This window comes from Sulfurimonas sp., assembly GCF_014859695.1.
Classification (GTDB): domain Bacteria; phylum Campylobacterota; class Campylobacteria; order Campylobacterales; family Sulfurimonadaceae; genus Sulfurimonas.
In genome coordinates this window covers 1-25,906 of the sequence record NZ_JACUTS010000026.1, presented here as the reverse complement: position 1 = coordinate 25,906, position 25,906 = coordinate 1, and the positions used below count along the sequence as shown (strand labels likewise).

General features: G+C 38.1%; 30 protein-coding genes. 17 read left to right on the top strand and 13 right to left on the bottom strand.

Translation table 11 applies throughout. The annotated features are described in order from the left end of the window. The first annotated feature begins 301 nt into the window (after positions 1 to 301). The 17 genes from IBX42_RS06530 (at position 302) to IBX42_RS06450 (ending at position 14,170) form a co-directional block, all read left to right on the top strand. The gene (locus IBX42_RS06530) at positions 302 to 478 is read left to right on the top strand and encodes a hypothetical protein (RefSeq protein ID WP_294930594.1); all 177 of its coding nucleotides are present in this window, start codon (positions 302 to 304) and stop codon (positions 476 to 478) included. A 15-nt stretch (positions 479 to 493) separates the two neighbouring features. After that, positions 494 to 691 carry a hypothetical protein gene (locus tag IBX42_RS06525; RefSeq protein ID WP_294930591.1) on the top strand — a complete coding sequence of 66 codons (198 nt, stop codon included), beginning with the start codon at positions 494 to 496 and terminating at the stop codon, positions 689 to 691. Positions 692 to 949: 258 nt separating this feature from the next. Then, positions 950 to 1,096 (top strand): hypothetical protein, encoded by a 147-nt coding sequence (locus tag IBX42_RS06520; protein ID WP_294930588.1) that lies wholly within the window; start codon positions 950 to 952, stop codon positions 1,094 to 1,096. A 562-nt stretch (positions 1,097 to 1,658) separates the two neighbouring features. After that, the gene (gene surE / locus IBX42_RS06515; RefSeq protein ID WP_294930586.1) at positions 1,659 to 2,456 is read left to right on the top strand and encodes a 5'/3'-nucleotidase SurE; all 798 of its coding nucleotides are present in this window, start codon (positions 1,659 to 1,661) and stop codon (positions 2,454 to 2,456) included. Then, positions 2,453 to 3,091: a ThiF family adenylyltransferase gene (locus tag IBX42_RS06510; RefSeq protein ID WP_294930583.1), complete on the top strand. Its 639-nt coding sequence runs from the start codon at positions 2,453 to 2,455 to the stop codon at positions 3,089 to 3,091. Before surE ends, IBX42_RS06510 begins: the two co-directional genes overlap by 4 nt. Before the next feature lie 12 nt (positions 3,092 to 3,103). Further along, a complete protein-coding gene (locus tag IBX42_RS06505) occupies positions 3,104 to 3,355 on the top strand; it encodes a thiamine biosynthesis protein ThiF (protein ID WP_294930581.1) in 252 nt (83 codons plus the stop codon). Positions 3,356 to 3,406: 51 nt separating this feature from the next. Then, positions 3,407 to 3,904 (top strand): transcription elongation factor GreA, encoded by a 498-nt coding sequence (greA, locus tag IBX42_RS06500; protein ID WP_294930578.1) that lies wholly within the window; start codon positions 3,407 to 3,409, stop codon positions 3,902 to 3,904. After that, a complete protein-coding gene (gene argC / locus IBX42_RS06495) occupies positions 3,891 to 4,895 on the top strand; it encodes an N-acetyl-gamma-glutamyl-phosphate reductase (protein ID WP_294930576.1) in 1,005 nt (334 codons plus the stop codon). Before greA ends, argC begins: the two co-directional genes overlap by 14 nt. Continuing rightward, entirely contained in the window at positions 4,885 to 5,628 is a 744-nt protein-coding gene (locus IBX42_RS06490; RefSeq protein WP_294930573.1) for a UDP-2,3-diacylglucosamine diphosphatase, read from the top strand. The genes argC and IBX42_RS06490 overlap by 11 nt, the downstream gene beginning before the upstream one ends. Beyond that, positions 5,625 to 6,566, top strand: coding sequence for a chemotaxis protein (locus IBX42_RS06485; protein ID WP_294930570.1), 942 nt, complete (start codon positions 5,625 to 5,627; stop codon positions 6,564 to 6,566). Before IBX42_RS06490 ends, IBX42_RS06485 begins: the two co-directional genes overlap by 4 nt. A 10-nt stretch (positions 6,567 to 6,576) precedes the next feature. Next, positions 6,577 to 8,955, top strand: a complete 2,379-nt coding sequence (locus IBX42_RS06480; RefSeq protein ID WP_294930567.1) for a chemotaxis protein CheW — start codon at positions 6,577 to 6,579, stop codon at positions 8,953 to 8,955. Beyond that, on the top strand, positions 8,955 to 9,449 hold the full coding sequence (locus IBX42_RS06475) for a chemotaxis protein CheW (protein ID WP_294930564.1): 495 nt from the start codon (positions 8,955 to 8,957) through the stop codon (positions 9,447 to 9,449). Before IBX42_RS06480 ends, IBX42_RS06475 begins: the two co-directional genes overlap by 1 nt. 9 nt (positions 9,450 to 9,458) lie before the next feature. Next, positions 9,459 to 10,580, top strand: coding sequence for an ABC transporter permease (locus IBX42_RS06470; RefSeq protein ID WP_294930560.1), 1,122 nt, complete (start codon positions 9,459 to 9,461; stop codon positions 10,578 to 10,580). Further along, positions 10,580 to 11,338 (top strand): ATP-binding cassette domain-containing protein, encoded by a 759-nt coding sequence (locus IBX42_RS06465; protein ID WP_294930558.1) that lies wholly within the window; start codon positions 10,580 to 10,582, stop codon positions 11,336 to 11,338. Before IBX42_RS06470 ends, IBX42_RS06465 begins: the two co-directional genes overlap by 1 nt. After that, on the top strand, positions 11,331 to 12,296 hold the full coding sequence (locus IBX42_RS06460; protein WP_294930554.1) for an MlaD family protein: 966 nt from the start codon (positions 11,331 to 11,333) through the stop codon (positions 12,294 to 12,296). Before IBX42_RS06465 ends, IBX42_RS06460 begins: the two co-directional genes overlap by 8 nt. Beyond that, a complete protein-coding gene (locus IBX42_RS06455) occupies positions 12,297 to 12,890 on the top strand; it encodes an ABC-type transport auxiliary lipoprotein family protein (protein ID WP_294930552.1) in 594 nt (197 codons plus the stop codon). It abuts the gene before it with no gap. Then, the gene (locus IBX42_RS06450) at positions 12,887 to 14,170 is read left to right on the top strand and encodes an aminopeptidase P N-terminal domain-containing protein (RefSeq protein ID WP_294930549.1); all 1,284 of its coding nucleotides are present in this window, start codon (positions 12,887 to 12,889) and stop codon (positions 14,168 to 14,170) included. Before IBX42_RS06455 ends, IBX42_RS06450 begins: the two co-directional genes overlap by 4 nt. Here IBX42_RS06450 and IBX42_RS06445 read toward each other — a convergent pair. The 13 genes from IBX42_RS06445 to IBX42_RS06385 form a co-directional block, all read right to left on the bottom strand. Next, positions 14,167 to 14,598 (bottom strand): hypothetical protein, encoded by a 432-nt coding sequence (locus IBX42_RS06445; protein ID WP_294930546.1) that lies wholly within the window; start codon positions 14,596 to 14,598, stop codon positions 14,167 to 14,169. The genes IBX42_RS06450 and IBX42_RS06445 overlap by 4 nt on opposite strands. A 1-nt stretch (position 14,599) precedes the next feature. Then, positions 14,600 to 14,899: a hypothetical protein gene (locus IBX42_RS06440; RefSeq protein ID WP_294930543.1), complete on the bottom strand. Its 300-nt coding sequence runs from the start codon at positions 14,897 to 14,899 to the stop codon at positions 14,600 to 14,602. A gap of 3 nt (positions 14,900 to 14,902) precedes the next feature. After that, positions 14,903 to 15,292 carry a chaperone NapD gene (locus IBX42_RS06435; protein WP_294930540.1) on the bottom strand — a complete coding sequence of 130 codons (390 nt, stop codon included), beginning with the start codon at positions 15,290 to 15,292 and terminating at the stop codon, positions 14,903 to 14,905. A gap of 19 nt (positions 15,293 to 15,311) precedes the next feature. Further along, positions 15,312 to 16,262 (bottom strand): WD40 repeat domain-containing protein, encoded by a 951-nt coding sequence (locus IBX42_RS06430; protein ID WP_294930537.1) that lies wholly within the window; start codon positions 16,260 to 16,262, stop codon positions 15,312 to 15,314. Then, complete coding sequence (locus IBX42_RS06425; protein WP_294930534.1) at positions 16,259 to 16,741, bottom strand: 4Fe-4S binding protein; 483 nt, start codon at positions 16,739 to 16,741, stop codon at positions 16,259 to 16,261. Before IBX42_RS06425 ends, IBX42_RS06430 begins: the two co-directional genes overlap by 4 nt. Further along, the gene (locus tag IBX42_RS06420; RefSeq protein ID WP_294930532.1) at positions 16,741 to 17,454 is read right to left on the bottom strand and encodes a nitrate reductase cytochrome c-type subunit; all 714 of its coding nucleotides are present in this window, start codon (positions 17,452 to 17,454) and stop codon (positions 16,741 to 16,743) included. The genes IBX42_RS06425 and IBX42_RS06420 overlap by 1 nt, the downstream gene beginning before the upstream one ends. A gap of 1 nt (position 17,455) precedes the next feature. Next, the gene (gene napH / locus IBX42_RS06415; RefSeq protein WP_294930529.1) at positions 17,456 to 18,283 is read right to left on the bottom strand and encodes a quinol dehydrogenase ferredoxin subunit NapH; all 828 of its coding nucleotides are present in this window, start codon (positions 18,281 to 18,283) and stop codon (positions 17,456 to 17,458) included. Further along, positions 18,283 to 19,080: a ferredoxin-type protein NapG gene (napG, locus tag IBX42_RS06410; RefSeq protein WP_294930600.1), complete on the bottom strand. Its 798-nt coding sequence runs from the start codon at positions 19,078 to 19,080 to the stop codon at positions 18,283 to 18,285. The genes napH and napG overlap by 1 nt, the downstream gene beginning before the upstream one ends. Positions 19,081 to 19,119: 39 nt before the next feature. Next, positions 19,120 to 21,942 carry a nitrate reductase catalytic subunit NapA gene (napA, locus tag IBX42_RS06405; RefSeq protein WP_294930526.1) on the bottom strand — a complete coding sequence of 941 codons (2,823 nt, stop codon included), beginning with the start codon at positions 21,940 to 21,942 and terminating at the stop codon, positions 19,120 to 19,122. A 209-nt stretch (positions 21,943 to 22,151) separates the two neighbouring features. Then, positions 22,152 to 23,162 carry a type IV pili methyl-accepting chemotaxis transducer N-terminal domain-containing protein gene (locus IBX42_RS06400; RefSeq protein ID WP_294930523.1) on the bottom strand — a complete coding sequence of 337 codons (1,011 nt, stop codon included), beginning with the start codon at positions 23,160 to 23,162 and terminating at the stop codon, positions 22,152 to 22,154. An 8-nt stretch (positions 23,163 to 23,170) separates the two neighbouring features. Further along, complete coding sequence (locus IBX42_RS06395; protein ID WP_294930520.1) at positions 23,171 to 23,830, bottom strand: Crp/Fnr family transcriptional regulator; 660 nt, start codon at positions 23,828 to 23,830, stop codon at positions 23,171 to 23,173. A gap of 232 nt (positions 23,831 to 24,062) precedes the next feature. Further along, positions 24,063 to 24,266: a hypothetical protein gene (locus IBX42_RS06390; protein WP_137013720.1), complete on the bottom strand. Its 204-nt coding sequence runs from the start codon at positions 24,264 to 24,266 to the stop codon at positions 24,063 to 24,065. Next, positions 24,263 to 24,517 (bottom strand): BrnT family toxin, encoded by a 255-nt coding sequence (locus IBX42_RS06385; protein WP_294930597.1) that lies wholly within the window; start codon positions 24,515 to 24,517, stop codon positions 24,263 to 24,265. The genes IBX42_RS06390 and IBX42_RS06385 overlap by 4 nt, the downstream gene beginning before the upstream one ends. Positions 24,518 to 25,906: the final 1,389 nt, after the last annotated feature.

Here is a 25,906-nt window from a genome sequence, read left to right as displayed (position 1 = left end):
ACCTAATTATAGAGCAAGTTGGCTTGTTGTCTAATTTGGTATGGAATTATTGGGGATTAGTCCATAACATTTGGCACTGAGGATTAGTATTAATGAGATATTGTACATGAGTTTTCATTTGTAAACTATGGTGTGGTATTTCAGTGTTATATTCTATGAGCCAATCTGCCATTTTTTGATTAAATAGATCTATATCGCTAAAGAGTAAATCATCGTTGTAATTAACAAATTGTCCACTTTATAGGGGACATTCCATACTTTAAGTTAATAAGAGTTAATATTTGTGCAAAGGTGGCTGGTAATGAAAAATATATTATTATGGGTAGTAGCAATGTTTGCATTTGCATTCTCTTTAAGTGCTGGAAAAATGTTAGTAGGCGGAATAGTTGGAGCTTTTCTTGGTGCAGGGCTAGGGGCTGTTCTGGCTAGTGCTATTTTAAAAAAAAGAGACTTGGTAAATAAAGAAAACGAAAGCTAATAGATAGGTTTAGAAATGGATTTATTAATATTAATATTGATTTTTTTTGTATGGCTATTCAATAAGCTATACTGGCACTATATAGGTGTAAAAAATGAAAAACTCAGTTCAATAACAATAAAACTTAGAGATGCTTGCATAGTGTTTATTTTTATTGTTGGGGCAATTTTTGGAAGTGGAATTGATAGTGATGCTGTATTTTTTAGATATTAAAACATAAATTAGTATATCAATAGAGGTAAATACTTTAGATTTATTACAGATGTGTATGTTTCCTCGTTCCCAAGTTTCACTTGGGAATGTATACATAAATAAAACAAAATAATAAATTAAGATAAACACTCCCAAGCACAGCATGGGAGCGAGAAGACAAAGTATAAAAACAAATAGAACGCTACAAAAAAATGACAATCTGCAATAAAATTTACATAACATAAAACACTCTGCTACTATTAAAAAAAAGGCGCTTTTATGGGAAGAAGCAGATATGAGATATATGAACCGACTCATCCGCACTTTGTGACATGTACTATTCTTCACTGGATACCTATATTTACAAGAGTAGAGACAACAGATATCATATTTGAAAGTTTAAAGTACCTTCAACAGAGTAACTGAGGAACAGAAAGCTTTAGAAAAAATAAATAGACAAAAGCATAGAACTACAACTAGAGTTGCCGCGCAACAAGCTAGAGCTAATACAAGTGCAGCTATAAAAAAAGAAAAGCAAAGAGAATCAGTAAAAAGGCAAGAATTAATAATTCAAGAAGAAAAACAAAGAGAAATTGCAACTTACAAAGAAATACAGAAAGAAGCGGCTATTCCAAATACTTCCAAGGGCTTTGATATTAATAATGAAACTTGCTATATGGTCGGTATGGCGTATGGTGCTTGCGCGACAAGAAGCATGAATGATATGGAATGTGAGCCAGGAACAAGCTTCAGTATGCCAAGCAGATGTAAAGGAAAAGCTGAAACGAAAGAAGGAATTAAAGGTGGTGTTGTTATTCAGCAATCACTTATAAATAAAAGTGTCTATCGTTAGCGTTCTCGTTCTCAAGTAGAACTTGGAATTAGAACCACTAATAGAAGTTGCAATGTCAAGTTTCCTCGTTCCCAAGTGGAACTTGAGAGTTTTCACCTTATTAAAAAATTTGAATTTTAATGATAGAATTATGTCATGAAAAAAAGATACAGAATTTTAGTAACAAACGATGACGGATATGAGGCAAAAGGACTTTTGAGCTTAGTTGAAGCCCTTAGAGAGATAGAGGATGTCGAGGTTACGGTGGTTGCACCTGCTAGTGAGAAGTCTGCATGCGGGCACTCGCTTACCATTATTCGTCCCCTTCGTTTTGTGGGCGTTGAGGATAACTTCTTCAAACTTGATGACGGAACTCCGAGTGACTGCGTATATCTCGCGCTCAGTACGATGTTCGTTGATTCCAAGCCGGACTTGCTTATCAGCGGAATTAATCGCGGCTCAAATATGGGTGAGGATATTACCTACTCAGGAACTGCTGCGGGAGCTATGGAGGGTGTCTTGCATGGCATAGCGTCTATCGCCATATCTCAGGTGATGGACTTTACCGACCCGGGCGGCGATTTTACTCTGGCTCAAGATACCATCAAAAAGCTTGTTCTAAAGATAAAAGATGGCTCTTTTCCTCTTCCCGAGAGAGAGTTTTTAAATATAAACATCCCTCCAAATATTGATATAGAAGAGCCGAAGATGATTATCACTTATGCGGGGTACAGGCTCTACGCAAACGACTCACATCTGCATAGAAACCCAAGGGGTGAGGAGTACTACTGGCTTGGAACACATCCGCTTAACTTCTCTGCGCGTGAGGGGAAAAAAGGTGTGAGCGATTATGAGGCGATAAAATTGGGAAATATATCCATAACACCCATACAGCTTGACATGAGTGCATACGAAAGCATAAATAGACTTAAAGAGTGGATAGAGCAAAATTGAGACATGAGCGTATAAAAACTCTCTTTGGAGATGACTTTTCTAAACTTCAAAATGCGAAAGTTTTGCTTCTGGGAGTCGGAGGGGTAGGTGGACACTGCCTTGACTGCCTCAGTAGAAGCGGTGTGGAGCATATAACAATCGTAGATTTTGATACCTATGACAAGTCTAACCAAAACCGTCAGATGTGGTCGGAGCTGCATGAGGGAGAGGTCAAGGTAGAGGCGCTTAAAAAACACTATCCACATGTAGAGATCATAAACGCAAAGATAGATGAGCAGTGGGTTTGGGATTTTGACTTTGAGCCTTATGACGTAGTGCTTGATGCCATAGACGACACAAAAGCAAAGCTCGCTCTTGCGCAAAAGTGCTATAAAAAACTTATCTCATCATTCGGCTCGGCAAAAAGAGTTGACCCTACAAAGGTGCATGTAGACGATATTTGGAAGAGCCACGGTGACAGATTCGGCTCAAAAATCCGCTATGAACTTAAAAAACGGGGCTTTAAGAAAAAATATACAGTCATTTTTAGTACCGAACATGCAAAGGTAAAAGAGAAGGGAAGTTTTAGCGCCGTAACAGGAACTTTCGGGCTTGTCATGTGTGCCCAAGCCGTGAAAAAAATAGTCTCAAAATAAAGGAGTGTTTGGATGATTGATAGTTTTGATTTAAATGAGCCGCTTGTATGCGAAGGCATAGTCGGTGATGGTTGCGGCGGCGGGAGAATATTTTTTATAAAAGACGAAACCCTCTACGCGCACGACCCACTCTCAAAAGAGAACAGAGAACTGCTAAAAGATATAAAAAAAGCAAAAAGCATAAGCAAAAGAGGCTGCATTGTAACGATAGAGTGCCAAGAACAAAAGTTAGAGTTCGATCTCTCAAAAATAGCCCCTCGCTAAAAAAGTTTGGTATAATAAGTAAAAAATTTATGGTTGCAGGGTAACGTATTTATGGAAAAAATTGAGCCGATGACACTGTTTGGATATAACAAGCTCCAAGCAGAAGTTAAAAATTTAAAAAGTGTAAAAAGACCGGCTGTGGTTAAGGCGATAGAAGAGGCGCTTGAACATGGCGATCTGAAGGAAAATGCCGAGTATCATGCGGCAAAAGAGCAGCAAAAACAGATTGATAACCGTCTGCAAGAACTCTCAGAGATAATAGGAAGCGCAAAGATTGTAGATCCTAGTGATCTTGAACATGCAAAGGTAAGTTTTGGCTCAACGGTTGTCGTCACCGATGTTAAGAGCGATGAAGAGTTTACATATACTATAGTCGGCGGGTGCGAAAGCAATCCTGAGATGGGGTTAATTTCTTTCAACTCTCCTTTGGCAAAGCAGCTTTTAGGACGTGAAGAGGGGGATGAGATTAAAGTTCAGCTTCCAAACGCAACAAAAGAGTTTGAGATAGTTGAAGTAAGGTATCAGGAGATAGTTTTTGAGTGCAATTAATGTTGGAGTTATAGGTGCAAGCGGTTATACGGGGCTTGAGCTTTTAAAAATCCTTATACATCATCCAAAATTCAACCTCTTTTACGTTGCAAATACGGAGGGCGGAACGACTCTCTCATCTCTTCATCCATCACTTGCCAAAGTTTGTGACTTGGAGGTAAAAAAAGCCGACATTGACGAGTGTGCGTCTAGCTGTGAGCTTGTCTTTTTAGCACTTCCGCATCAAACGGCTATGGCTTATGTAAAGCCTTTGATAGAAAAAGGTCTAAAAGTCGTTGACCTCTCTGCCGACTATAGATTACCTCAAGATATTTATGAAGCGTTTTACTGCCCGCATACCGATACGCAAAATTTAGAACATGCGGTTTATGGGCTTCCTGAGTTGTTTCGTGAGGAGCTAAAAAGTGCAAAACTCGTAGCAAACCCAGGATGTTTTCCAACCTCCGCAATTTTGGGACTTTTGCCTTTTATGCACAGAAGAGCAAAACATACGCCAATCATTATAGATGCAAAAACAGGCGTGAGCGGAGCGGGTAAAAAACTGAGCGAGACAACGCACTTTGTTAATGTAAATGACAATCTTTTTGCATACAATCCGCTCATGCACAGACATGCACCCGAAATCGCTCAAAAACTAGGTGTTGATTTTGACGAGGTTCATTTTGTTCCGCATCTGGTTCCTATAACGCGTGGAATGTTAAGCTCTATCTATATTCAGGTTGAGGGAGATTTTGACGCACATAAACTTCTTGAGGAGTTTTACAGAGATGCCAAACATGTAAGAGTGAGTAAAAACCCCGTTGACATGAAAAACGTAGCGGGAACAAATTTTTGCGATATTTATGTAAAGCAAAAGGGCAACGTTCTTTTTATCTCTAGCGCGATAGACAACCTTATGAGAGGCGCGTCTTCAGCGGCAGTCGTCAATGCAAACCTGATAATGGGGCTTGATGAAGATTTAGGGATACCAAACATAGCTTATGTCCCATAATTTAGAGATAAAAGAGGGTGCGATTGTCGTTGCAGACGCGCACTATTCGCACAAACGCCCTCACTTTCTAGAGTTTCTAAGAAACATCCATTCAAAAAAAATTCTCTGCTCGCAGCTCATTCTTATGGGCGATATATTTGATGCGCTTTTTGGAGAGATACCCCAAACCCATAAGATCAACCAAGAGGCGATCACTCTTATAAATGAGATCTCCTCAGATACAGAGGTGATATATCTAGAGGGGAATCATGATTTTAATCTTGCAACTATTTTTCCAAAAGCTAAAGTTTTTCCAATCTCTTCACAACCTGTAGAGTGCCGCATGGATGGGAAAAAAGTTCTGCTCTCTCACGGCGATATCGAGAGTAATTTTGGGTATAAAATATATGCATCACTTATCAGAAACTCTTTTGTTTTGAAACTATTGAGAGCTGTTGACTCTTTAAGTAATCACTATATATTGAAGAAACTTGACCTATATTTGGGTGAGAAAAATGATTGCAAAGAGTTTGTAGGGTTAGAGGAGTTTATGGCTAAAAGGCTTGAGGGTAAATATAGCTGTGACTACTTTATAGAAGGGCATTTTCATCAGAACAAAATATTAAAATTAAAAGATTTTATTTATATAAATCTTGGTGCTTTTGCGTGCAATCAAAGATATTTTATTGTAGAATTTAAGGATAACATACATTTTTTGCAGGAAAAATTTTCTCAAAAGGAAATTAATACATGAATACAGAACGGTCACTAAAAGTTGGCTCAAATGAGATGGAACTTGTGGACTTTCGCATCTTTAAGCAAGAAGATGACAGAGTCTACGAGGGCATTTACGGTGTAAATGTTTCAAAAGTCAAAGAGATAATAAAATTACCAAACTTAACGGAACTGCCGGGAACACCGGAGTTCATAGAGGGTATATTTGATCTAAGAAACGTTGTTATTCCCGTTGTGAATTTGGCAAAGTGGATGAAGATTAAAGCACCTGAAGATGCTCAAAAAAACGCAAGGGTAATAATCACGGAATTCAATAATATTCTTATAGGTTTTATAGTCCATGAAGCAAAAAGAATAAGAAGAATAAGTTGGGCAGATATAGAACCTGCATCTTTTATGAGTGACGGTGCCACGGTTGAGGGCAGCAAGATTACCGGTGTGACAAAAATAGAGGGGGAGAACGTCCTTCTTATACTAGACCTTGAGGGTGTTATACAAGATTTGGGATTATATGAGCCGGACACTCAATTTGACACGACCGAAAATGAGGAGTTTTCTGGGATAGCACTTGTTCTTGATGATAGCTCTACTGCTAGAAAAATAGTAAAAGAGGCGCTTGTTAAGATGGGGTTTGATGTTCTTGAGGCGATGGACGGAAAAGAGGGACTGCAGAAGCTTGATGAACTTTACGAGATCTACGGCGATAATCTTCATGAGACTTTAAAAATAATCATCTCAGATGTGGAGATGCCAAGAATGGATGGTTTTCATTTTGCAGCAAATGCAAAAGAGGATGGCAGATTTAACAATATACCGATTGTCTTTAACTCTTCCATAAGTGACCATTTTAGTGCGGACAGAGGCGTTGAAGCAGGCGGTGAAGCTTATTTGGTTAAGTTTAAAGCAAGCGCATTTTATAATGAAATAGCACGAATAGTTCGTGCTCATATGAAGTAGGAGTGAAAATATGGATGAATTTCAAGAGATACTGCAAGATTTTTTAATCGAGTCTTTCGAGCTTATTGAGCAGTTAGACCAGGATTTGGTGGAGCTGGAGAACAACCCTCAAGATTTAGAACTTTTAAATAGAATATTTCGTGTTGCACATACTATAAAAGGTGCATCATCATTTTTAAATTTTGATGTTTTAACGCATCTGACTCATCACATGGAAGATGTTTTAAATAAGGCAAGACACGGAGATTTGTTGATTGATGCCGATGTCATGGATGTTGTCTTGGAGTCTATAGACCTGATGAAAGCTCTTTTGGTCATTATCCGTGATACTAGTTCTGATGGAGGCATTGATGTTTTGGCTTGCGTTGGCAGACTTGATAAGTGTACAAGAGGAGACACAGGGATTGAAACTCCTGCCGTAGAAGAGGTGTTGGCTCCCAAAGAGGAAGAAGCCGTAGCCGAGGATGAACCTGACTATGACAATATGGATGCCGATGAGCTTGAAGCAGAAATCGAGAGACTCCTGCAGCAGAGACAGGCAGAAGATAGAGCAAAAAGAGAGGCAAAATCGGCATCTGCAGATGAGCAATCACAAGAGAGCGAGCAAGAGACAGAAGATGAGTTACCACAGAGTGCTTCTAAAGCTCCGGTACCAGTTACTCCTGCGTCAAAACCTGCTTCAATAAGTCATGATGAAGATGCCTCTGATGATGCAAGAGCCGCGGCACCCGCTAAAAAAGCTTCTGCTGTTGAGCAGACTATACGTGTTGACGTTAAGAGACTTGACCATCTTATGAATCTTATAGGGGAGTTGGTTCTTGCAAAAAACAGACTTATTAAGATAAATGATGATGTTGAAGAGCGTTATGAAGGGGAGAGCTTTTTAGAGGAGTTAAATCAGGTCGTCTCGATTGTCTCTCTCGTAACTACCGACCTTCAGATAGCGGTTATGAAGACAAGAATGCTTCCGATAGGCAAAGTGTTTAACAAGTTTCCTAGAATGATCCGCGACTTGAGCCGTGAACTTAACAAAAAGATAGAGCTTGAGATATTCGGTGAAGATACTGAGCTGGATAAGTCAATCGTTGAAGAGGTCGGCGACCCTCTGGTTCACATCATAAGAAACTCATGCGACCATGGAATTGAAATCCCTGAAATACGAGCAGGACAGGGTAAAAACGAGATGGGAACGATTACGCTTAAAGCGTACAACGAAGGGAATCAGATTGTTATCCAGATAGATGACGACGGAAAAGGTCTTGATGTAGAGCTGCTTAAGAAAAAATCGCTTGAAAAAGGGATTATAACTCAAAAAGAGGCTGAAAATATGAGTGATAAAGAGGCGTTCACTCTTATCTTCAGACCAGGCTTTTCGATGGCGGCAAAGGTTACAAACGTATCGGGACGCGGCGTCGGTATGGATGTTGTAAAAACAAACATTGAGAAACTAAACGGCATCATAGATATAGACAGTGAGCTTGGCGTAGGAACGTCTATGAAGCTTAAAATTCCGTTGACACTTGCAATTATTCAAGCGCTTTTAGTCGGTGTTCAAGAGGAGCACTATGCTATTCCACTTGCTTCTGTTTTAGAGACGGTAAGAATATCCACCGATGAGGTCTATACGGTAGAGGGTCGCTCGGTTATGAGACTTCGTGAAGATGTTCTCCCTCTTGTTCACATCGGAGATATTTTTGAAGTAGAGCGTATACTTGACTCAAACGAGTATGCTTACGTTGTAGTTCTGGGTCTTGGAACGAGTAAACTAGGGCTTATAGTAGATACGCTTGTCGGTCAAGAGGAGATTGTTATAAAATCTCTAGGAGAGTTCTTAAAAGGCATCGAGGGAATTGCGGGTGCTACTATCCGCGGTGATGGCGGTGTTACGCTTATTGTAGACGTTATCGCAATTATGGAGATGGCAAAGCATGTTAAAACATCGGCAAGAGCCGACTCCACATCTGATGCTGCAATGTTGACACGCGAAAAAACAAAAGCAAGCGATTATACAGTTATGATTGTCGATGACTCTAAAACAGACAGAATGATTATGAGAAAGGCGCTAGAGGCTACCGGCATTACATTAGTGGAAGCCGGTGACGGACAGGAAGCTTTAAGCATACTCAAGCAGGGTGACCATAATTTTGATGCAATGCTTATAGATATAGAGATGCCTAGAATGGACGGATATACTTTGGCAACCGAGATTAAAAAATATAACCGTTATAAAAATCTGCCTCTTATCGCTGTAACGTCACGTACCGGCAAATCGGATCGTATGAGAGGGGTGGAGTCTGGAATGATTGAGTATATAACCAAGCCATATTCAGCAGACTATCTCTCAAGCGTAGTGCAGAGAAATATTAATTTTAGATCGGAGTTTTTATAATGAGCGAAAAATTAAAACAGATAATCAGTAAACAGAGCAGAGCAGAGCAGGAGGGTATAAATCACTCCGAGGATGTAGTTCAGCTTGTTGGATTTATAATCGGAGATGAGGAGTATGCGGTTCCCATTTTGGCTATACAGGAGATTATAAAGCCGTTTCCGTGGACGAGAGTTCCTCAGGTTCCAAAGTATGTTGTAGGTGTTTTTAACATGCGCGGTGCTGTTATACCTCTGATTGATTTGCGTCTTAAATTTGGACTTAGCCCTAAAAAGCATAACGAAGATACAAGATTTATAGTTATGAGACACGGAGATGATATTGCAGGATTTGTCATTGACAGGCTTACGATGGCGATTAGAATTAAAAAATCCAGAATAGGACCTGCACCCGAGACTGCCAACGGCGACGATACTGTAATTGACGGTGTCGGCAAACAAGAGGATAGAATCATTACAATACTCAAAGTAAACAAACTTCTAGAGAGAGATTTTTAATACTTTGCTATGTATAATCAATCTTTAGACATTGCTTACACCGATAACGGACTCTCCCTAATCTTCAGGGGAGAGCTAACTCTGCACAACATCTCAAAAATCCAAAAAAAAATCGAAACCCTTGAATTTGAAAAAGATAAAACAGTACTCTTGGACCTTGCAAAAGTTGTTTTGCTTGATAGTGCTGCTGCCATATTTATCTATAATCTAGAAAAAAAACTTCACTCAGAGAAGATAGAGTCAGAAATTTTGTGTGATGATAAAGATCTCTTAAGCATGCTTGCTTTAGTAAAGCTGCAAAAAAGTAGATATGACAAAAAAGAGGAGCCTGAAAAGCGAGGAGTTTTAGAGAGGCTTGGGAGAGTAGTTTATGCTAAAGAGATGCTATTTCTGCAGTTTATAGCCTTTTTGGGAGAACTCTTTGCACATAGTTTTCATTACCTCTCATCTTTGAAAAACATCAGATATAAAGAGATGCTTTTTGAGATTAATGAGAGCGGCGTAAAGGCACTCAGCATCGTAGCAATAACAACTTTTTTGATAGGAGTCGTAGTAGCATACCAATCGGCATACCAGTTGAAAATGTATGGTGCTAATATATTTATAGTCGATATGTTAGGCATATCAATACTGAGAGAGCTTGCTCCGCTCATAACAGCTATAGTCATAGCCGGCAGGAGTGCTTCTGCATATACTGCACAGATAGGCACTATGAAAATCACTCAAGAGCTTGATGCTATGAAGACGATGGGGTTTAATCCATATAAGTTTTTAATTCTTCCAAGAATTTTTGCTTTAATGATAGTCGTTCCACTGCTCATCTTTGTAGCAGATATTATGGGAATTATCGGCGGAATGATAATTGCCAGTGTAGAGTTGGGCATCAGTACAACTCTTTTTTTGGATAGATTCGACGATGTTATTGCGGCAAAACATTTTTTTGTAGGCATTGCAAAGGGACCGTTTTTTGGGTTTTTAATAGCTTCTATAGCAATCCACAGGGGACTTAGCGTTGAAGATAGCACGCAAAGTTTGGGCACTAACACGACAAAGAGTGTTGTTGAAGCTATATTTGCCGTAATTATATGTGACGCGCTCTTCTCTATTGTACTGACAAAACTGGGGATATGATGAGAAATATAATAGAAGTAAAAGATTTAAGAACAGTTTTTGATGATAGAGTAGTTCATGACGGCTTGACTTTTAATATAAAAAAAGGCGAGATTTACGGCATTATGGGACCTAGCGGTGCAGGAAAAACAACACTTCTTAGAGAGATGGTTATGCTTCATGAGCCTCAGGGCGGAAGCATTAAAGTGTTGGGATACGACCTTAAAAATATACAATACAGAGACGCTCAAAAACTTAGACAAAAGTGGGGCGTTTTGTTTCAATCGGGTGCGCTTTTTTCATCACTTAGTTTAAGGGAAAACATCGCTCTTCCTCTTGTGGAGTATACCGACCTCTCAAAAACTATGATTGATGAGATAGTGGAGTTTAAAATCAGCATCGTTGGACTAAAACAGAGTGATGCTGCCCTTTATCCATCCCAACTAAGCGGAGGAATGAAGAAGAAGGCAGGACTTGCGCGCGCACTTGTTATGGATCCGGAGCTTCTTTTTTTGGATGAACCCACAAGCGGCTTGGACCCTATCTCCGTAAAAGAGTTTGACGCTCTGATACTAAAACTTCGCGACAGCCTGAAGCTTAGCGTCGTTATGGTATCACACGATTTACAGTCTGTTTATGATACAATCGACTCTCTTGCTATAATTGACAATAAAAAAATAGTGTACGAGGGAAATTTAAAAAATATATCCGGCATAAACAGTGAATTTATCAATAATTTTTTCAATATGAATATAAATAAGGTCGGATTTCATGAATAACAGAGTTAGTTATGTTGTGATAGGAATTTTGGTGCTTATTGGAATTATAAGCATGTTTCTGTTTGGCTTTTGGCTTTTAAAGCCTACGAAAGAGTCTGAGATGCAGAGATATGTTATATATTTTAACGAGTCCGTCTTGGGTCTTAATCTTGATGCTCCTGTTAAATACAAGGGACTTAATGTCGGAAAAGTAGTAAATCTCGGCATTAGTAAAAGCAACTCCGAACAGGTTGAGGTTTTAGTGGAGATACTTAAAGACACCCCCATTAAGACATCAACGGAGGCTCAGCTTACATCTCAGGGAATTACTGGGCTTAGTTATATAAACCTAACCATTAACCATGAAAAAGATGCAAAACTTCTTGGGGCTAAAGAGAGTGAGGAGTATCCGGTCATAAAGTCCGTGCCCTCTATTTTTATAAAACTAGAGAACAGATTTATAGATATATCTAAAGATTTTGCAGAAACACTGCAAAAAACCAGTAGATTGCTTAGTGACAAAAATCAGGAGGAGATATCCACTCTTCTTAAAAATAGCGCTCTTATGATCTCTAAAATAAACAGTATGCTGGATGATAATACGACACAAAACTTTAGAGATACTATGAAAAATCTAAAAAGTGCATCTGAAAAAATTGATAGACTGCTACCTAGAGTTGATGAGCTGCTAAGCAAAAGCGGCAAATTCGAAGATGATATCTCTGGTGCATTTGACTCTATAAAAAATAGCTACCTAGGAATACAGGACTCAATAAACACTTTTAGCGAAGCGATAGAGAGCGGAGAATTTAATATAAAAGAGATTACCGGAGATGTGGTTCCTACAATGAATAATGCTCTGCTTGATATGCAAAATCTCATTTTGAAGATCCAAGAGACGATAAACAGATATGAGAGAAGTCCTGCAGATATAATGTTAATGCAAGAAGAGATAAAAAAAGGACCGGGAGAGAAGTAGATGAGAGCGATTTTAATAATTTTAACACTGTTTTTAAGTGGTTGTACGACTGTAAAACCTCCGGTTGTCCGGTATAGTATCGCAATAGATGATTTAAATATAAATCGTAGTGGCGTCGGCTGCAGAGATAAGTCACTGAAAATTTCAAGAGCTTTTAGCTCAAGCTCGTTGGCTTCGCTAAAAATGGAGTATATGGAGCCTGATAGCAAGATTTTTGCTTACACGCAGTCAGAGTGGCAGGAATCGCCAAACAATATGGTAGAGTCGGCTCTTTTAAAAAGCATAAGAGAATCCGGACTCTTTAAGAGTGTTCATCCCTCAAAATCAAGAGTAAAAAGCACTCTTGTTTTAGAGACGAATATAGAAGAGTTTATGCAGTTTTTCAGCGAAGATTTTAAAGAGTCCCATGTCAAGGTTATTTTGAACTTATCGCTCATAGACGCTAAGACAAACAGCATTGTCGCAAGTGAGACGTTTAGATCAAGGGTTGAGACAAAGAGCCTTGATGCAAGGGGTGCGGTTGATGCTTTTGAAGATGCCCTTTTTGAAATAATGTTGCAAAACAGAGAGTGGCTAGATGGAGTATGTAGATGATAAAAGAGCGGGAGTACAAAAAAAGAAGGGAACTGTTGTTAAAAAAAATACCAAACAGTTCGGTTGGGGTTATATTTAGCGCTGAGCCGGCGACACGCTCTCATGATACGCACCATCCATACAGACAAGATAGCAATTTTTACTACTTTAGCGGTTTTAAAGAGGATAATGCAGCACTTGTTTTTTTAAAAAGCAAAGACGAAACAAAAACAGTTCTGTTTGTTCAAAAAAAAGATAAAACTCTTGAGCTTTGGATGGGAGAGAGACTCGGGGCAAGAGAGGCTAAAAAGAGATTTTTGGTTGATGAAGTTTGCGTAATAGATGATTTTGAAAAAAAGTTCAAAGGATTTATAAAAGGTAAAAAAAATCTCTATTTTGAGCTAAACTCGAAAAAGAGCAGTGTGAAAAAAGTTTCAAAATGGACAAAAGATATCAAGATTAGACATGACATCGTGCCGCTTGTGCAAAAGATGAGACTCATCAAATCAGCTGCAGAGATTGAGATGATAAAAGAGTCAATAGATATTACGGCAAAAGCACACCACAGAGCCATGAAGATAGATAAAAGAGGAAAATATGAGTACCAGCTTCAAGCAGAAATAGAGCATGAATTTAAAGTAAATGCGGCTTACAGCGATGCCTACACCTCTATAGTCGCATGCGCAAACAGTGCAAATACGCTTCACTATATAAAAAATGAGAAGCCGCTTGTGGAGGGAGAGCTTATACTTATAGATGCGGGGTGCGAGCATAACTACTACGCGAGTGATATAACAAGAACAATTCCCGTCAATGGAAAGTTTAGTGAGGCGCAAAAAGAGCTATACAATCTAGTTTTAAATACACAGCTTAGAGTCATTGCCATGATAAAACCGTTCGTTAAAAGAAGCCACCTGCAGGAGAGTGCCGAAAAACTTCTCACAAAAGGGATGGTAGAGCTTGGTATTTTAAAAGGAAATTATAAAAAACTGATAAAAGAGAAGAAGCATAAAAAGTACTATCCGCATGGAATAGGGCATTGGATGGGTATAGATGTTCATGACCCCGCACCATATAAAGATGTAAAAGAAAGAGAGATACCGCTGCAAAAAGGGATGGTTTTAACAATTGAACCGGGTCTATATATTGATAAAAACGACAAGAGTGTGCCGAAAAAATATCGCGGAATCGGCATCAGAATAGAGGATGATATTTTGGTTACAAAGGATGGATGTGAAAATCTATCCCATCATATTGCAAAAACGGTTGATGAGGTAGAGTCCATCTCCTTTCAATCTTAATCGTTGTAGTTGTAGCTCCAGCCTGTTAAACTCTTCTCTTTAGCCTCATAGAAGTTGTCTGAATCTGCCAGAAAATCAAAAACAAACATCGGCACATGCGCAACGGTTGTCACATCCTCTTTTTTTATAAGAAGAAGAGGCATAAGAGTCTCATGAGAGCCTTCAGAAAAGCCTACGGGCATAATCCGACTCATAACCTCTATGGGATTTCGTATGCCGTTTTCCTCTAGAAATTTATCCAAAACGGCATCTTGAATATCTTTTGGTAAATTATCCGAGGTATTTAAAAAGATAGTAAAATGGATGGGTGCCTCTTTAAAATGCTCCGGAGAAGAGGCTGCCATCATGATGTACTCTACATTTTTTAGATGCTCATCTATTTCATCTATATCTAAGTATCTTGTGGTTCGTATAGCTTTTGCTTCCATGTTATTTTATATCCTCGCCAATAACAGGTTTACCAGTCTCATCTTCGAGCTCTCTTTGTAATTTTGACATCTCAAATCTCACCTTGTCCATCACATATGGAGGAACTCTCTCATCTTTGCTCCATCTTACTTCATCCACATGCCCGCCGTAATCTGCCCCAAGCTCCTCGACTTTCTTGGAGTACTCTTGGAGATCCTTACATATCTCTATTTTGCCGCTTATCGTATCTTTTAGCTCTATATACCAATCTTCGCGGCTCTCAGGGGACATTTTTATAGTTGACTCAAATATTACGGACAAAATTTACCTCTTTGTTTCATCAAATTTTTTAGTAAAAGTAACCAAATCATCTTTTTTCTTTAAATCACCGTTGTAAACTATTCTCGAAGCATCGATAGAGTCATCATTCAGCATCTTTGGAACGGCGTCGCCGCCATTTATCACTTCCATGTGGGCATCAAGCTCGTCTTCGCTGTATGACATCTGCATATCCGCGGCTATTACATGAGGTATTGCCTCTATTACTTTTAGCTTTTCAAGCTCCTGGGCAACTCCTTCACCCTCTATCGTAATAATTATTCTGCCCTTTTCATCATGCATGTGATAGTCGCACACTTCACAATTTTTGAGGCTTTCAACGACCTCGTTTAGGTATTTTGGTATTGTTTGAACTACTATACTTGAGATATTCATTATATTTCCTTTTCTCTTTTTATTTTACACTATATAGATTAATGACTCTGTCATCACTTGCAGCTAAAAACTCATTCTCGTTTATAAAAACTATTTTCGCAAGAGTCATTCTGTTTGCGCCGAATTTGCCGAGTGAGTTTTTTGTGGAGACTTCAACCAGTGATATATTGTTCTCCTCATCGCTCGCATACCCTACGATTTTACCGCTTGGTGACAATCCGACGCTATAGATTAAAAAACCGGACTCTATATAGTACGATGAGTCTGCCTTTAAATCGTAAATAACGGCTCTTCTGTCCTGTCCAGCTGTTGCAATAACATTGTTTTTATAGTCCACCTGAAATACGTTGTCTAGATTTTGCCCAGAGAGCAGTTTCAGTCGTTTGCCGTCTTTTGTGCTGTGGATTTTCAGATCTCCGCTCTCATCTGCAACTACAACTCTCTCTTTTTTTTCGTCTAAAGCAAAGTCGGAAAATTTTGCGCCTGAGACTTGAATCATCCAGTTTATAGAGCCATTTTTAATATCGTATGAGATTAGCTCATTGCTCAAAAGAGCGAGTAAAACAGTATTCTCATCCAAAAATTTAGCTTTTGAAACAGTAAGAGATTTGGAGTAGTCAAAGAGAAGCTTAGTCTTTTCATTTTGGTTTATATGGACTCTTCTAAATCCCTGTCTGTCTTGTGAGAGGATTAATATCTTCTCATTAAGCACATCCACGGAGTAGACTTTCGAATCCACCAAATCTCCCATAAAGTCCTCTATCTTCTCAACTTCTATCTTCTTGATAAGCTTAGCGCTTTTATAGTCAAAAATATCTACACAACTGGCATTGGTAGCGCTGTAAAGCCTGCCATCTTTATATAGCAGATCTACAACTCCTCCGCTTGATGTAAAACTTCTAAGCGGCTCTTTTATCTCTGCGCTAAGAAGCAGGGGGAACAAAAAAGTCAAAAATAGTAACAGTTTCATGAAACAACCTTTACTCTTATTGCATCAGTAGGGCATCTGTTTATACAAAGTCCGCATGCAGTGCAGTTTTCATTTATGCTTGCCATAAACATCGCTTTAAACTCTATAGCATTGTATGAACATGGATCTTTACATGAAAAACACATTGTATGTCCCCAGCTTATACAGCTGCTTTTGTCAATTGAAATTATAGCCCCAACCCTGTTTTTATTTTCAATGCTTAACACCCCGTATTCGCATGCATCCGCGCACTTGTCACAATATGTACAGCCGCTATTTGAAAAAACAAGATACGGAGTCCTGTCATCCGCAATTTTAATTATATCTTCTTCACAAACAGAGGCGCACTTGGCATCACATTTGTTACACTCTTTATGAAAAAGAGATTCATCGCTGAAGTATGGCGGTCTTAAGAGCTTCTCTTGCTTCTTTGTATTTAAAGACGAAGCAAGAGAGCTAAAGAGCTCTCTTCTTTGCATTAGTGCTTTGCACCCTCTAGGGTACCTGCCGGAGAGTTTTTATTTGCCATGTCATCTTCAGTTATAAAGCTTGAACCGCCTATAACAGTGTTAAGAGAATCTGTATATTTTTTCTCATCCCATGTAGATTTTGAAGCACCGTCTTTGCTTGTAAACACAGGCTCAAAAGTATTTTCAACTGCTAAATTGCCCTGAGATTGTGGAGCATGGCATAAAGTACAGTTAAATCTAGAGCCTTGAAGCACATCTTCTTGCTTAATAGAAACCTCATTTTTATAGTCGTCTACTGCCATAACAAAAGTACCGTTTACAATTTTACCTTTAGGTCTAAAATCTGTAAAGTGTGATACTGGAATCGGTGTAGCGCCCATAGAACCCGCAATCTCAGGCATATGACAACTGACACATCTGTTGTCGTTTATCTTAATCGGAAGCATACCTATTGTATCATGAGGAATCATTGGTGGAGCATCTTGAAATGCTCTTTTTATCTTTGTACTAGTAGTAGCTTGCGCTGTTCTATACTCCGTTTTCTCGGCTATAGTACTATCTTCAGAATATATATCCGTCTTTCTTAAACCCAAAGACTCTTCAGTAACGATTGTTGATACAACCTTTTGCGGTGAAGACTTAACGCTTTCACCCCCGACACAACCAACCATTAGTAGAGCAGTAGTAGCTAAACCAATCGTTATTTTATACATTGCCTTCATTTTAATCTCCCACTTTTTTATTTTTTACTAACTCTCTTATTGAAAAACCAAGAGCATTATCATCACAAACTTCTATACATCTTGCACAGTTTGTACACTCGCCAGAGAGAACAGGAATGCTCTCCTTGCCTATCATGTAAAGAACCTGTCCCTCAGGGCAAACAACCTTGCATTTCATACATTCGGTACAGTTCTCCTGAGTATGCTTTACTCTTATTAAGCTAAATTTGCCCACAAGCGAGTAGAACCCGCCAAGAGGGCAGATATGACCGCACCATCCGTTTTTTAGGACCAAAAGGTCAAAAAGAAAAACAATAAGTACCGCTGCCCACCCGAATCCAAATCCAAATATAATACCTCTGTGAAGTACTGATATAGGCGATATAAATTCAAAGGCGGCGATGCCCATAAGAAAAGAGATGATCAAACTAAGTCCCAAAACCCAGTATCGCATATTTCGCGAAGCAGGCTGTCTTTTGGCAAATTCGTCAACTCTTATCTTTCTTCTCAAGAGTGCCGCAGCATCGGTAACTATGTTTACCGGACAAACCCAGCTGCAGAATGCGCGGCCACCTATAATCATATAAAAGACGGTAATTATTAAAGCACCGACTATTATATCTGTTGCCAAAATAGCGCCTGCAGCTAACATCTGCAGTGCCGCATAAGGGTCGCTTAAAGGGATTGTACCAAACAAGAGAGAAGAACTTAGGTTGCCCATCAGTATCTCCCAGCCCCATGCGTTTGCTCCAAAGTACAAAAAGAGCAGACCTATCTGCGTCGTTCTTCTAAACATGAGATAGCGGTATTTATTCCAAAGAGTTTTCATTAGTATAAATCCTCCATATCGCTATTTAGAGAATCGATTGCCTTCTCTTTGCTTATCTCTGTTGTTGATTTAATCGAAGAAGCATCTTCTAGGCGCTTCTCATCATCTTTGTCCCAACCTTTTATATAGTAACTTCCGGCTTTACCCATTGCAACTTCTTTAGGAAGCACAAATATAGAAGCTTTTTCCGTTACGCACGCCTTTTCGCAAAGCCCACAGCCTGTACAGGCATCGGCATGAACAAGAGGGGTCAAATAGGCGTGTTTTCCGGTTCTTTCATTTTTACTGTACTCAACCGTTATAGCTTTACCCATAATAGGGCAGGCTCTATAACAGGCATCACACTGAATTCCCCAAAAAGCTATACAGGTCTCTCTGTCAATAACAGCAAGTCCCATTTCGGCTATGTTTATATCAAGTTTTCCATCTGTGGTAACGCTGGGTTCATCTAGTGCTCCACTTGGGCATATAGGCACACACGGAATATCTGGACACATGTAACAAGGGATGTCTCTAGGAATAAAATATGGTGTTCCTAAAGGTTTATTATCACCCGGTTTTGCAAGCAACAAAGTATCATAAGGACATGCTTCAACACAAAGTCCGCACTTAATACAGGTACGAAGAAAATCATCCTCCATAATGGCACCGGGGGGACGCAAAATAAGCTGTGAAGCCGTGACTTCATCAACATACGCACTCCATATAAACCCGCCAAGCGCAGTTATGCCCGCACCTCTTGCCATTCTTAGGATAAATTTTCTTCTATTATTCTCTGTTTTGCTTTTCATCTTCATGGGCAGTTTTTGCAAATAGAACTGCCTCTCCTTTTTTATTTACGCTTTATAAATTTTTACGGCACACTTCTTAAAGTCTGTCTGTTTTGACATTGGACATGTCGCATCTAGACATACTTTGTTGATAAATACCTTTTCATCAAACCATGGAACAAAGACCAATCCTCTAGGAGGTCTATTTCTACCACGTGTCTCTACTCTAGCTTTTACTCTGCCACGGCGAGATTCAACCCAACATAGACCGCCTTGTTTAAGCTCTTTGTTCTCGGCATCTTTTGGATGCATATAACATAATGCCTCTGGAACTGCACGATATAGTTCAGGTACACGCATAGTCATAGTTCCTGAGTGCCAGTGCTCTAATACGCGTCCGGTACATAACCATGTATCGTAGTTTGCATCCGGCATTTCCGGTGGATCCATGTACGGACGAGCAAATATCTTCGCTTTGTTAGCAAGAGACTGTTTTTTAGAATCTTTGTCTTTTCCTGTTAAAGTACCGCTTTGAAGCGCTTTAGCAAGTGTTCCGTAGAATGCATGCGAATTGCCTGACTCTTTTGTAGCTTTTGCAGCATATGGGTCATACTTAGCGTTAAATCTCCACTGTGTCTCTTTACCGTCAACAACAGGCCATTTAAGACCACGAACTTTGTGGTACATATCAAACGGTGCAAGGTCATGCCCATGTCCGCGAGTAAACGCCGCATACTCCTCAAAAAGATATTTGTGAATAAAAAATCCATATCCTTTGAAGACTTTTCCGTCACTGCCTACAACATTTCTGCTGTCTCCGTAACCCTCAGAGTTGTCGTATCCTTTTTGGATAGGATCGTTTTGGTCAAGTTTGTATGATTTTGCAATATCATTCGCAAAAAGTATCTCAAACATAGTAGTGTCTTCGTTGTAGCCCATAGCTTTTGCCTGTTCTATAACGCTTGGAAGTTTCTCTTTTCTAGGACCGCTTGGAGCCCATTCACCCCATACATCTTTAACCGTAAATCTTTTTGATAGTTCAACCCACTGCCATGTATCACTCATAGAATCACCAACAGGAATGACCTGCTGTCTCCAGTGTTGTGTACGACGTTCAGCATTTCCGTATGCTCCCCACTTTTCATAAATCATAGCAGACGGTAAAATAAGGTCTGAAACTTTCGCCGAAATACCAGGATAGCCATCGGATGTAACTATAAAGTTATCCATTTCACGAGCTGCTTTAATCCAATGAGTTGCACTTGCAGTATCCTGATAAGGATTACATACGTTTACCCATGCAAATTTAATTAGACCATCCTCTATATCACGATGGATCTTCATAATATGCTGTACACCAATTGGATTGATTGTTCCCTCAGGAACCATCCATTTGTGTTCTGCAATTTTTCTATGTGCAGGGTTTGCTACCATCATATCAGCCGGAAGTCTGTGCGTAAATGTACCAACCTCTCTAGCAGTACCGCAAGCAGATGGTTGTCCAGTGAGTGAAAACGCTCCAGAACCAGGAATAGCTTGTTTGTTTAGCATAAAGTGTACATTGTAAGAGAGAGTGTTTACCCATGTACCGCGAGTGTGTTGATTCATACCCATAGTCCAAAAAGATACAACTTTTCTTCCTTTTTCAATGTAAAGGTCTGCTAAAGCTTGAAGTTTTTCTTTGAATGATTCCATATTTTCATCAGGATTACCTTTTGAAATAGCCGCTGTATAATCAAGCGTATATGGCTCGAGAGACTTTTTATAATCCTCAAAAGAGATCTCCCAGTGACCAAGAGTACCAGCAGTATGATTCATTGTATCACCGGCTTTATAACCGTAAGGTTCAAGAGCAGGACCCTCTTTGCGAGAGACAACTTTGCTCATCTCTTTAGATATGGTTTCCATCTCTAATGCGCTATACTTGCCATCTTTTAGTGATTTTTCTCCCTCTCTTCTCATACCGTAGCCGATATTTACAGGTCCGGCAGCAAAGATCATATGCTTCTTGACAAAATCCCAATCAATTATGCCTTCTGCTTCGTCTCTCATAACAATCTCTCTGGCAATATAGTTCCAAAGAGCTCCGTCGGTATTTGGAGAGAAGATTATCTCTATATCAGCCAAGTCTGAAGTTCTATGCGTGTATGTTTGAATAGAGATAACTTTTACACGATCAGGGTCTGATAGTTTTCTATCAGTTACGCGTGACCATAAAATAGGGTGCATCTCCGCCATATTTGAACCCCATGACACAACAGTGTCTGTTAGTTCAATATCATCATAACAACCTGAAGGCTCATCAACGCCAAATGTTTGGTAAAAGCCGACAACAGCAGATGCCATACAGTGACGAGCGTTTGGATCTATTGCATTTGAACGAAATCCAGCTTTCATCATTTTTTGAGCTGCATAACCCTCCATAATTGTGTATTGTCCCGATGCAAATACACCCACAGATTCTGGCCCACCATGCTTAAGTGCTTTTTTGATGTTTATCTCCATCTCATCAAAAGCTCTTTCCCATGATATAGGGGCAAACTTCCCTTTTTTGTCGAAGTTACCGCTAGCATCGACTCTTAGAAGTGGTTGAGTAAGCCTGTCGGCACCATACATAATCTTTGCATTAAAGTAACCCTTAATACAGTTAAGACCACGATTTACCGGTGCAGCAGGATCCCCTTTTACAGCAACGATTTTACCGTTTTTCGTTGCCATCATAATACCACAGCCTGTACCGCAGAAACGACAAGCCGCCTTGTCCCATCTCCAGTCGCCTTCAGCCTCGTTTGCAGCTGCTTGAACTTCTGAGGGTATGCTCATACCGACAGCCGCTGCTGCAGATGCCGCCGCTGAACTTTTAAGAAATTCTCTTCTTGAAAGTGACATATTTTCTCCTATTTTTAATTTGTAAAGCGCAATTTAGGATAAAACTGCGTCTAAATTTTTTGTTAAGGTGTCCATTAACGGAGCTATGTTAGCACTTTAGAGGAATTAAAATCTTTGACTTAAGTCAAATAAGTAGTTTTAATAATTAATATTGGATTAATTTAATAAGAATTTTTAATATAAGTTTTGCTTAGAATGTCGATAACTACTCAAGATTTAACTATTTGACAGTTTTTGAGCAGTTCGTCCAGCTCTTTTTTTAGATTTGTAAGTTTTTTTGTAGAATTTATCAACTCTTCAGTTGATGCAATAACCATGTCCTCACTGTTGTCAAGATGTTTGCAGGCTAATGATTTGTCCTTTAGCTCGTCTAGTATAGTGTCGAATTCATCAGTTAGTTCTTCCAGTTTTGAAGAGGCTTTTTGAGACTGCAGAAGTGCTTCGTTTGAGTATTCAACCGCAGAGTTTATTTTACTTATGAAGCAGTTTATCGCATCGCTAACCTCTACAATCTCTCCTTCACTCTTCGCCTCAAGCTCTAAGGGGGCAAGACATGATATATCCTCGTTGCCCGCAAGCATCTTTGAGTACTGCATAAATGCATCTGCATGAGACTCAATTGATTTAAGCTGCAAGAATGAGTATATAAAAATGAGAAAAAGCATCATGCCAGCAGAGTATTGAAATGTTTTTATAAAATCTGTTTTACTCTCACTATGATTTGTGTACATTGTTACAAGTCTGTCCACATTTTCCAGAAGAGCAGTGTTCTTTTTATGTATGGAGTCAATGATTTCACTCATCTGTTGCTCTTGTTTAACATCTAAAGCTGCAAATTTTTTATACTCTTTGATGTCCGCATAAAAGCTGTTCCATAGTTTTTCTATATATTTTAGTTGATTGGATATTTCGCTTGTGGAGACAGCCGATACCCCCCTTGCTTTATCGCCGTTTTTAAGAGTGTTTAATCCATAGATAAACTCTTCACTGGCTTTGTCCGTCTCTTGGAAATCATAAGTGTGGCTGTACTGTATGTAGAAAATAGATTTTGATATCTTTTGAGTCAACATTCTTTGCTTGCCCGCTATATTGATTACTAAAGCATCTTTTATATTTTGCTGGGTCAGATATATGGTTGTCGCAATAAGACCGACAACTAGAATTATTAATAGAGCGCCTATGATTTTTATTTTTGTGCTGATTTTATTAAACTTAGTCATTGTGATAGTTACCCTTTAATTATTGTGTTAAGTTTTTCTATGTCTATAATTACAACATCGCTGTTTTCAATATCTATTATATTATTTCTTTTTAGTTTCTTTAAAACTCTTGAGAGAGTTTCAGGTTGAATGTGTAGCATAAAAGAGATTTCGTGTCTTTTAAGAGAGTTGAACATCTCCAAATCATTTTGCAGAGTATATGCCACTTTTGCAGTTGCATCAAAAACAAGCTCTCTGTTTACTACGCAGTGAAGCTGCTGAGTTTTTAAAAGTATCTCATTTATAAACTCGTTATTCAGGATGTTTTTGGAGAGAAATTCATCTTTAAACTCAGTAAAATCAACCTCCAAAACAGTGCTCTCATCCAAAAACTCTGCATTTGAAAAGCAGTGAATGGAGTTGTCATCAAGTGTCGTAAGCTCAGAAATAAGTGAGTTTTTGTGTATGTGGTAGAGAAATATCTCATTTTCAAACTTATCTATTTTGTAAACTTTTAAGAGCCCTGAGATTAAAAAAAAGATTCTGTCGTTAATGTCGTTTTCATAGTAAAGAATAGAGTTCTTGGGATACACAGTTATTTTAGAGATGATGCCTATGGTTCTTAATTGTTCTTCGTTTAGCGAGCTGAAAAATGATAGTTTTTTTATTTGATCTTGCTTCTCATCCATAAATAGTTTGCTGCTTCTTCGTAGTGATTTCTATTTAAACTTAAAAATATATATGGGGCATTCTAGCATAAAAAAACTTCTTTTTAATGAAAAGGGGATTCAGCGGACACATTTTGGCACGATAGGCAAATTGAGTTTTTAGTGGTTCGTTTTTAAGGAGTTTTCAAAATATAAATTTATTGCATAAAGTTGATTTGATATTAATGTCTGGCACCGAGACGGCACCGAAAAGTTATGCTAGTTTTTTAGAAATCTCAATATCTTGTTTTAATAATGAGTTAATAATAGTATTTAACGAAAAATCTTTTGTACTTTTTATTTTGTCCATAAAAAATTTTTTTACATCATCATCTAAATATATTGGAATATCTAATTCATTTAATGGTCTATAGAATTTACCTTGTTGGGCATTTGTAAAATCATACTCTTTTTTCATAATGGACACCTTTCGTTGTATATTTGTTGCTCATTTTTTGTGGCTTTTCTAGCAGATATTATTCTGACAGTTTCAATACCATCTTTATCTCTAAATGTATGAATTACCACAAGCACCATAGCATTTAAAGACTTCCCCAACAATACCCATCTCTCTTCATCTTCTGAATGTTCATTATCAAAAAGAGTTAGTGAATATTTATCGCTAAAAACATAAGCAGCTTCTTCAAACGTCACTTTATGTTTTTTGATATTAGATTTTTATTTTTTTAAATCCCATTCAAATTTCATAATCTTATTGTATCGTAAAATAGTATTAATTTGCGTCTACAATAAGTTTGGCTATTTCAAAAAGAGAAAGGGTATTATTGAGCATGCTTTGGGCACAAAATTGCTACCATAGATTTTTAAAGCTATATTTATGGGGTTTTAAATGTGGTGGCTCCGAATACTGGAATCGTAGTTTTTTTCTTTTTTCATAACAAAGTCCTTAATATAGGTGTTTTAGTTTTACATTCTATCATAAATTTGTTTCTCATATGTTTCTCATATAAGATACTTTATATAAAGTAAAGGACTTCAATCAATCCTTATAAAGAAAAATATGCGAATGAGTGAAACGAATGAGAAAAGAAACCATCATTCTTAAAAAACATTAACTTATATTAAAAAAACTATTCTTGTACAAAACAATTTGGTGTTGATTTTGAGTTATAAATCAAATTAAACTTATAAATCTATTCTTGTACAAAACATTGATTTACTTATCTTTTCATCAAATGTGTGCATTCGTAGAATGTGTTGTTTTGTAGTGTTTAGTCGTGAAAACTTTTCTTTTATTTTAATCGCCATTTTTAATCGCTTCTTTTAATCGCCATTTTTTTTAGTTATTCGACTGACTGACTGATTGACTGAATCGACCAGAGGGAGAGAAAAGGAGAAAAAGGAAGAAAGGAAGAATAAAAAAATCGAGTATCGATTTTTTACTTGACATACTTTTCTCAAAGTGTGGTCGTTCGTAGAATTGGAGTTTTGTTGTGTTTAGTGGCGAAAACTTTTCTTTTATTTTAATCGCCATTTTTAATCGCTATTTTTTTATATCCTTTTAATACCTTTATTTTAATTATATTAGCTTTTCTTAGATTATTAGTTTTAAGTGAGTGTTTGACTATCTTTTTTCCTATTCTTATTGTGAAATAATATATATTATTTCTTTTAATAAGATATTTAATATCAGTATTTAAATATTCTTCTTGTTGTACAAATGTTTCCCATAATTGATTTTTTATGAGATTTTCATTGTTAAAATTCGTATTATAGGGGTTTATTGAAGGGTGGCTCCGAATACTGGATTATGAGACTTCATAATTTTCTCCTTTAAAGTCCTATTTTTAGGTGTTTAGTGTTCCATTCTTACGAATTATTTGTTGTAAAAATGTTGTAAAAAATAGTATATCATAATCAATCCTGAATAAAGAAAATAATCAATTCGTGTAACGAATTGAAAAAAAACCATTCTTCTTAAAAAACATTAACTTCTATTATAAAAACTATTTTTGACAATATCATTGTGTGTTGATTTTGAGTTATAACTCAACTTTCGCACCTAAATCCAAGCAATTCTTGAGTTGTGCTTCGTAG

Coding starts and splice junctions, on each gene's coding strand:
- IBX42_RS06530 (WP_294930594.1), top strand. CDS start 302: ATGAAAAATATATTATTATGGGTAGTAGCAATGTTTGCATTTGCATTC.
- IBX42_RS06525 (WP_294930591.1), top strand. CDS start 494: ATGGATTTATTAATATTAATATTGATTTTTTTTGTATGGCTATTCAAT.
- IBX42_RS06520 (WP_294930588.1), top strand. CDS start 950: ATGGGAAGAAGCAGATATGAGATATATGAACCGACTCATCCGCACTTT.
- surE (WP_294930586.1), top strand. CDS start 1,659: ATGAAAAAAAGATACAGAATTTTAGTAACAAACGATGACGGATATGAG.
- IBX42_RS06505 (WP_294930581.1), top strand. CDS start 3,104: ATGATTGATAGTTTTGATTTAAATGAGCCGCTTGTATGCGAAGGCATA.
- greA (WP_294930578.1), top strand. CDS start 3,407: ATGGAAAAAATTGAGCCGATGACACTGTTTGGATATAACAAGCTCCAA.
- IBX42_RS06490 (WP_294930573.1), top strand. CDS start 4,885: ATGTCCCATAATTTAGAGATAAAAGAGGGTGCGATTGTCGTTGCAGAC.
- IBX42_RS06485 (WP_294930570.1), top strand. CDS start 5,625: ATGAATACAGAACGGTCACTAAAAGTTGGCTCAAATGAGATGGAACTT.
- IBX42_RS06480 (WP_294930567.1), top strand. CDS start 6,577: ATGGATGAATTTCAAGAGATACTGCAAGATTTTTTAATCGAGTCTTTC.
- IBX42_RS06475 (WP_294930564.1), top strand. CDS start 8,955: ATGAGCGAAAAATTAAAACAGATAATCAGTAAACAGAGCAGAGCAGAG.
- IBX42_RS06470 (WP_294930560.1), top strand. CDS start 9,459: ATGTATAATCAATCTTTAGACATTGCTTACACCGATAACGGACTCTCC.
- IBX42_RS06465 (WP_294930558.1), top strand. CDS start 10,580: ATGAGAAATATAATAGAAGTAAAAGATTTAAGAACAGTTTTTGATGAT.
- IBX42_RS06460 (WP_294930554.1), top strand. CDS start 11,331: ATGAATAACAGAGTTAGTTATGTTGTGATAGGAATTTTGGTGCTTATT.
- IBX42_RS06455 (WP_294930552.1), top strand. CDS start 12,297: ATGAGAGCGATTTTAATAATTTTAACACTGTTTTTAAGTGGTTGTACG.
- IBX42_RS06450 (WP_294930549.1), top strand. CDS start 12,887: ATGATAAAAGAGCGGGAGTACAAAAAAAGAAGGGAACTGTTGTTAAAA.
- IBX42_RS06445 (WP_294930546.1), bottom strand. CDS start 14,598: ATGGAAGCAAAAGCTATACGAACCACAAGATACTTAGATATAGATGAA.
- IBX42_RS06435 (WP_294930540.1), bottom strand. CDS start 15,292: ATGAATATCTCAAGTATAGTAGTTCAAACAATACCAAAATACCTAAAC.
- IBX42_RS06430 (WP_294930537.1), bottom strand. CDS start 16,262: ATGAAACTGTTACTATTTTTGACTTTTTTGTTCCCCCTGCTTCTTAGC.
- IBX42_RS06425 (WP_294930534.1), bottom strand. CDS start 16,741: ATGCAAAGAAGAGAGCTCTTTAGCTCTCTTGCTTCGTCTTTAAATACA.
- IBX42_RS06420 (WP_294930532.1), bottom strand. CDS start 17,454: ATGAAGGCAATGTATAAAATAACGATTGGTTTAGCTACTACTGCTCTA.
- napH (WP_294930529.1), bottom strand. CDS start 18,283: ATGAAAACTCTTTGGAATAAATACCGCTATCTCATGTTTAGAAGAACG.
- napG (WP_294930600.1), bottom strand. CDS start 19,080: ATGAAGATGAAAAGCAAAACAGAGAATAATAGAAGAAAATTTATCCTA.
- napA (WP_294930526.1), bottom strand. CDS start 21,942: ATGTCACTTTCAAGAAGAGAATTTCTTAAAAGTTCAGCGGCGGCATCT.
- IBX42_RS06400 (WP_294930523.1), bottom strand. CDS start 23,162: ATGACTAAGTTTAATAAAATCAGCACAAAAATAAAAATCATAGGCGCT.
- IBX42_RS06395 (WP_294930520.1), bottom strand. CDS start 23,830: ATGGATGAGAAGCAAGATCAAATAAAAAAACTATCATTTTTCAGCTCG.
- IBX42_RS06390 (WP_137013720.1), bottom strand. CDS start 24,266: ATGAAAAAAGAGTATGATTTTACAAATGCCCAACAAGGTAAATTCTAT.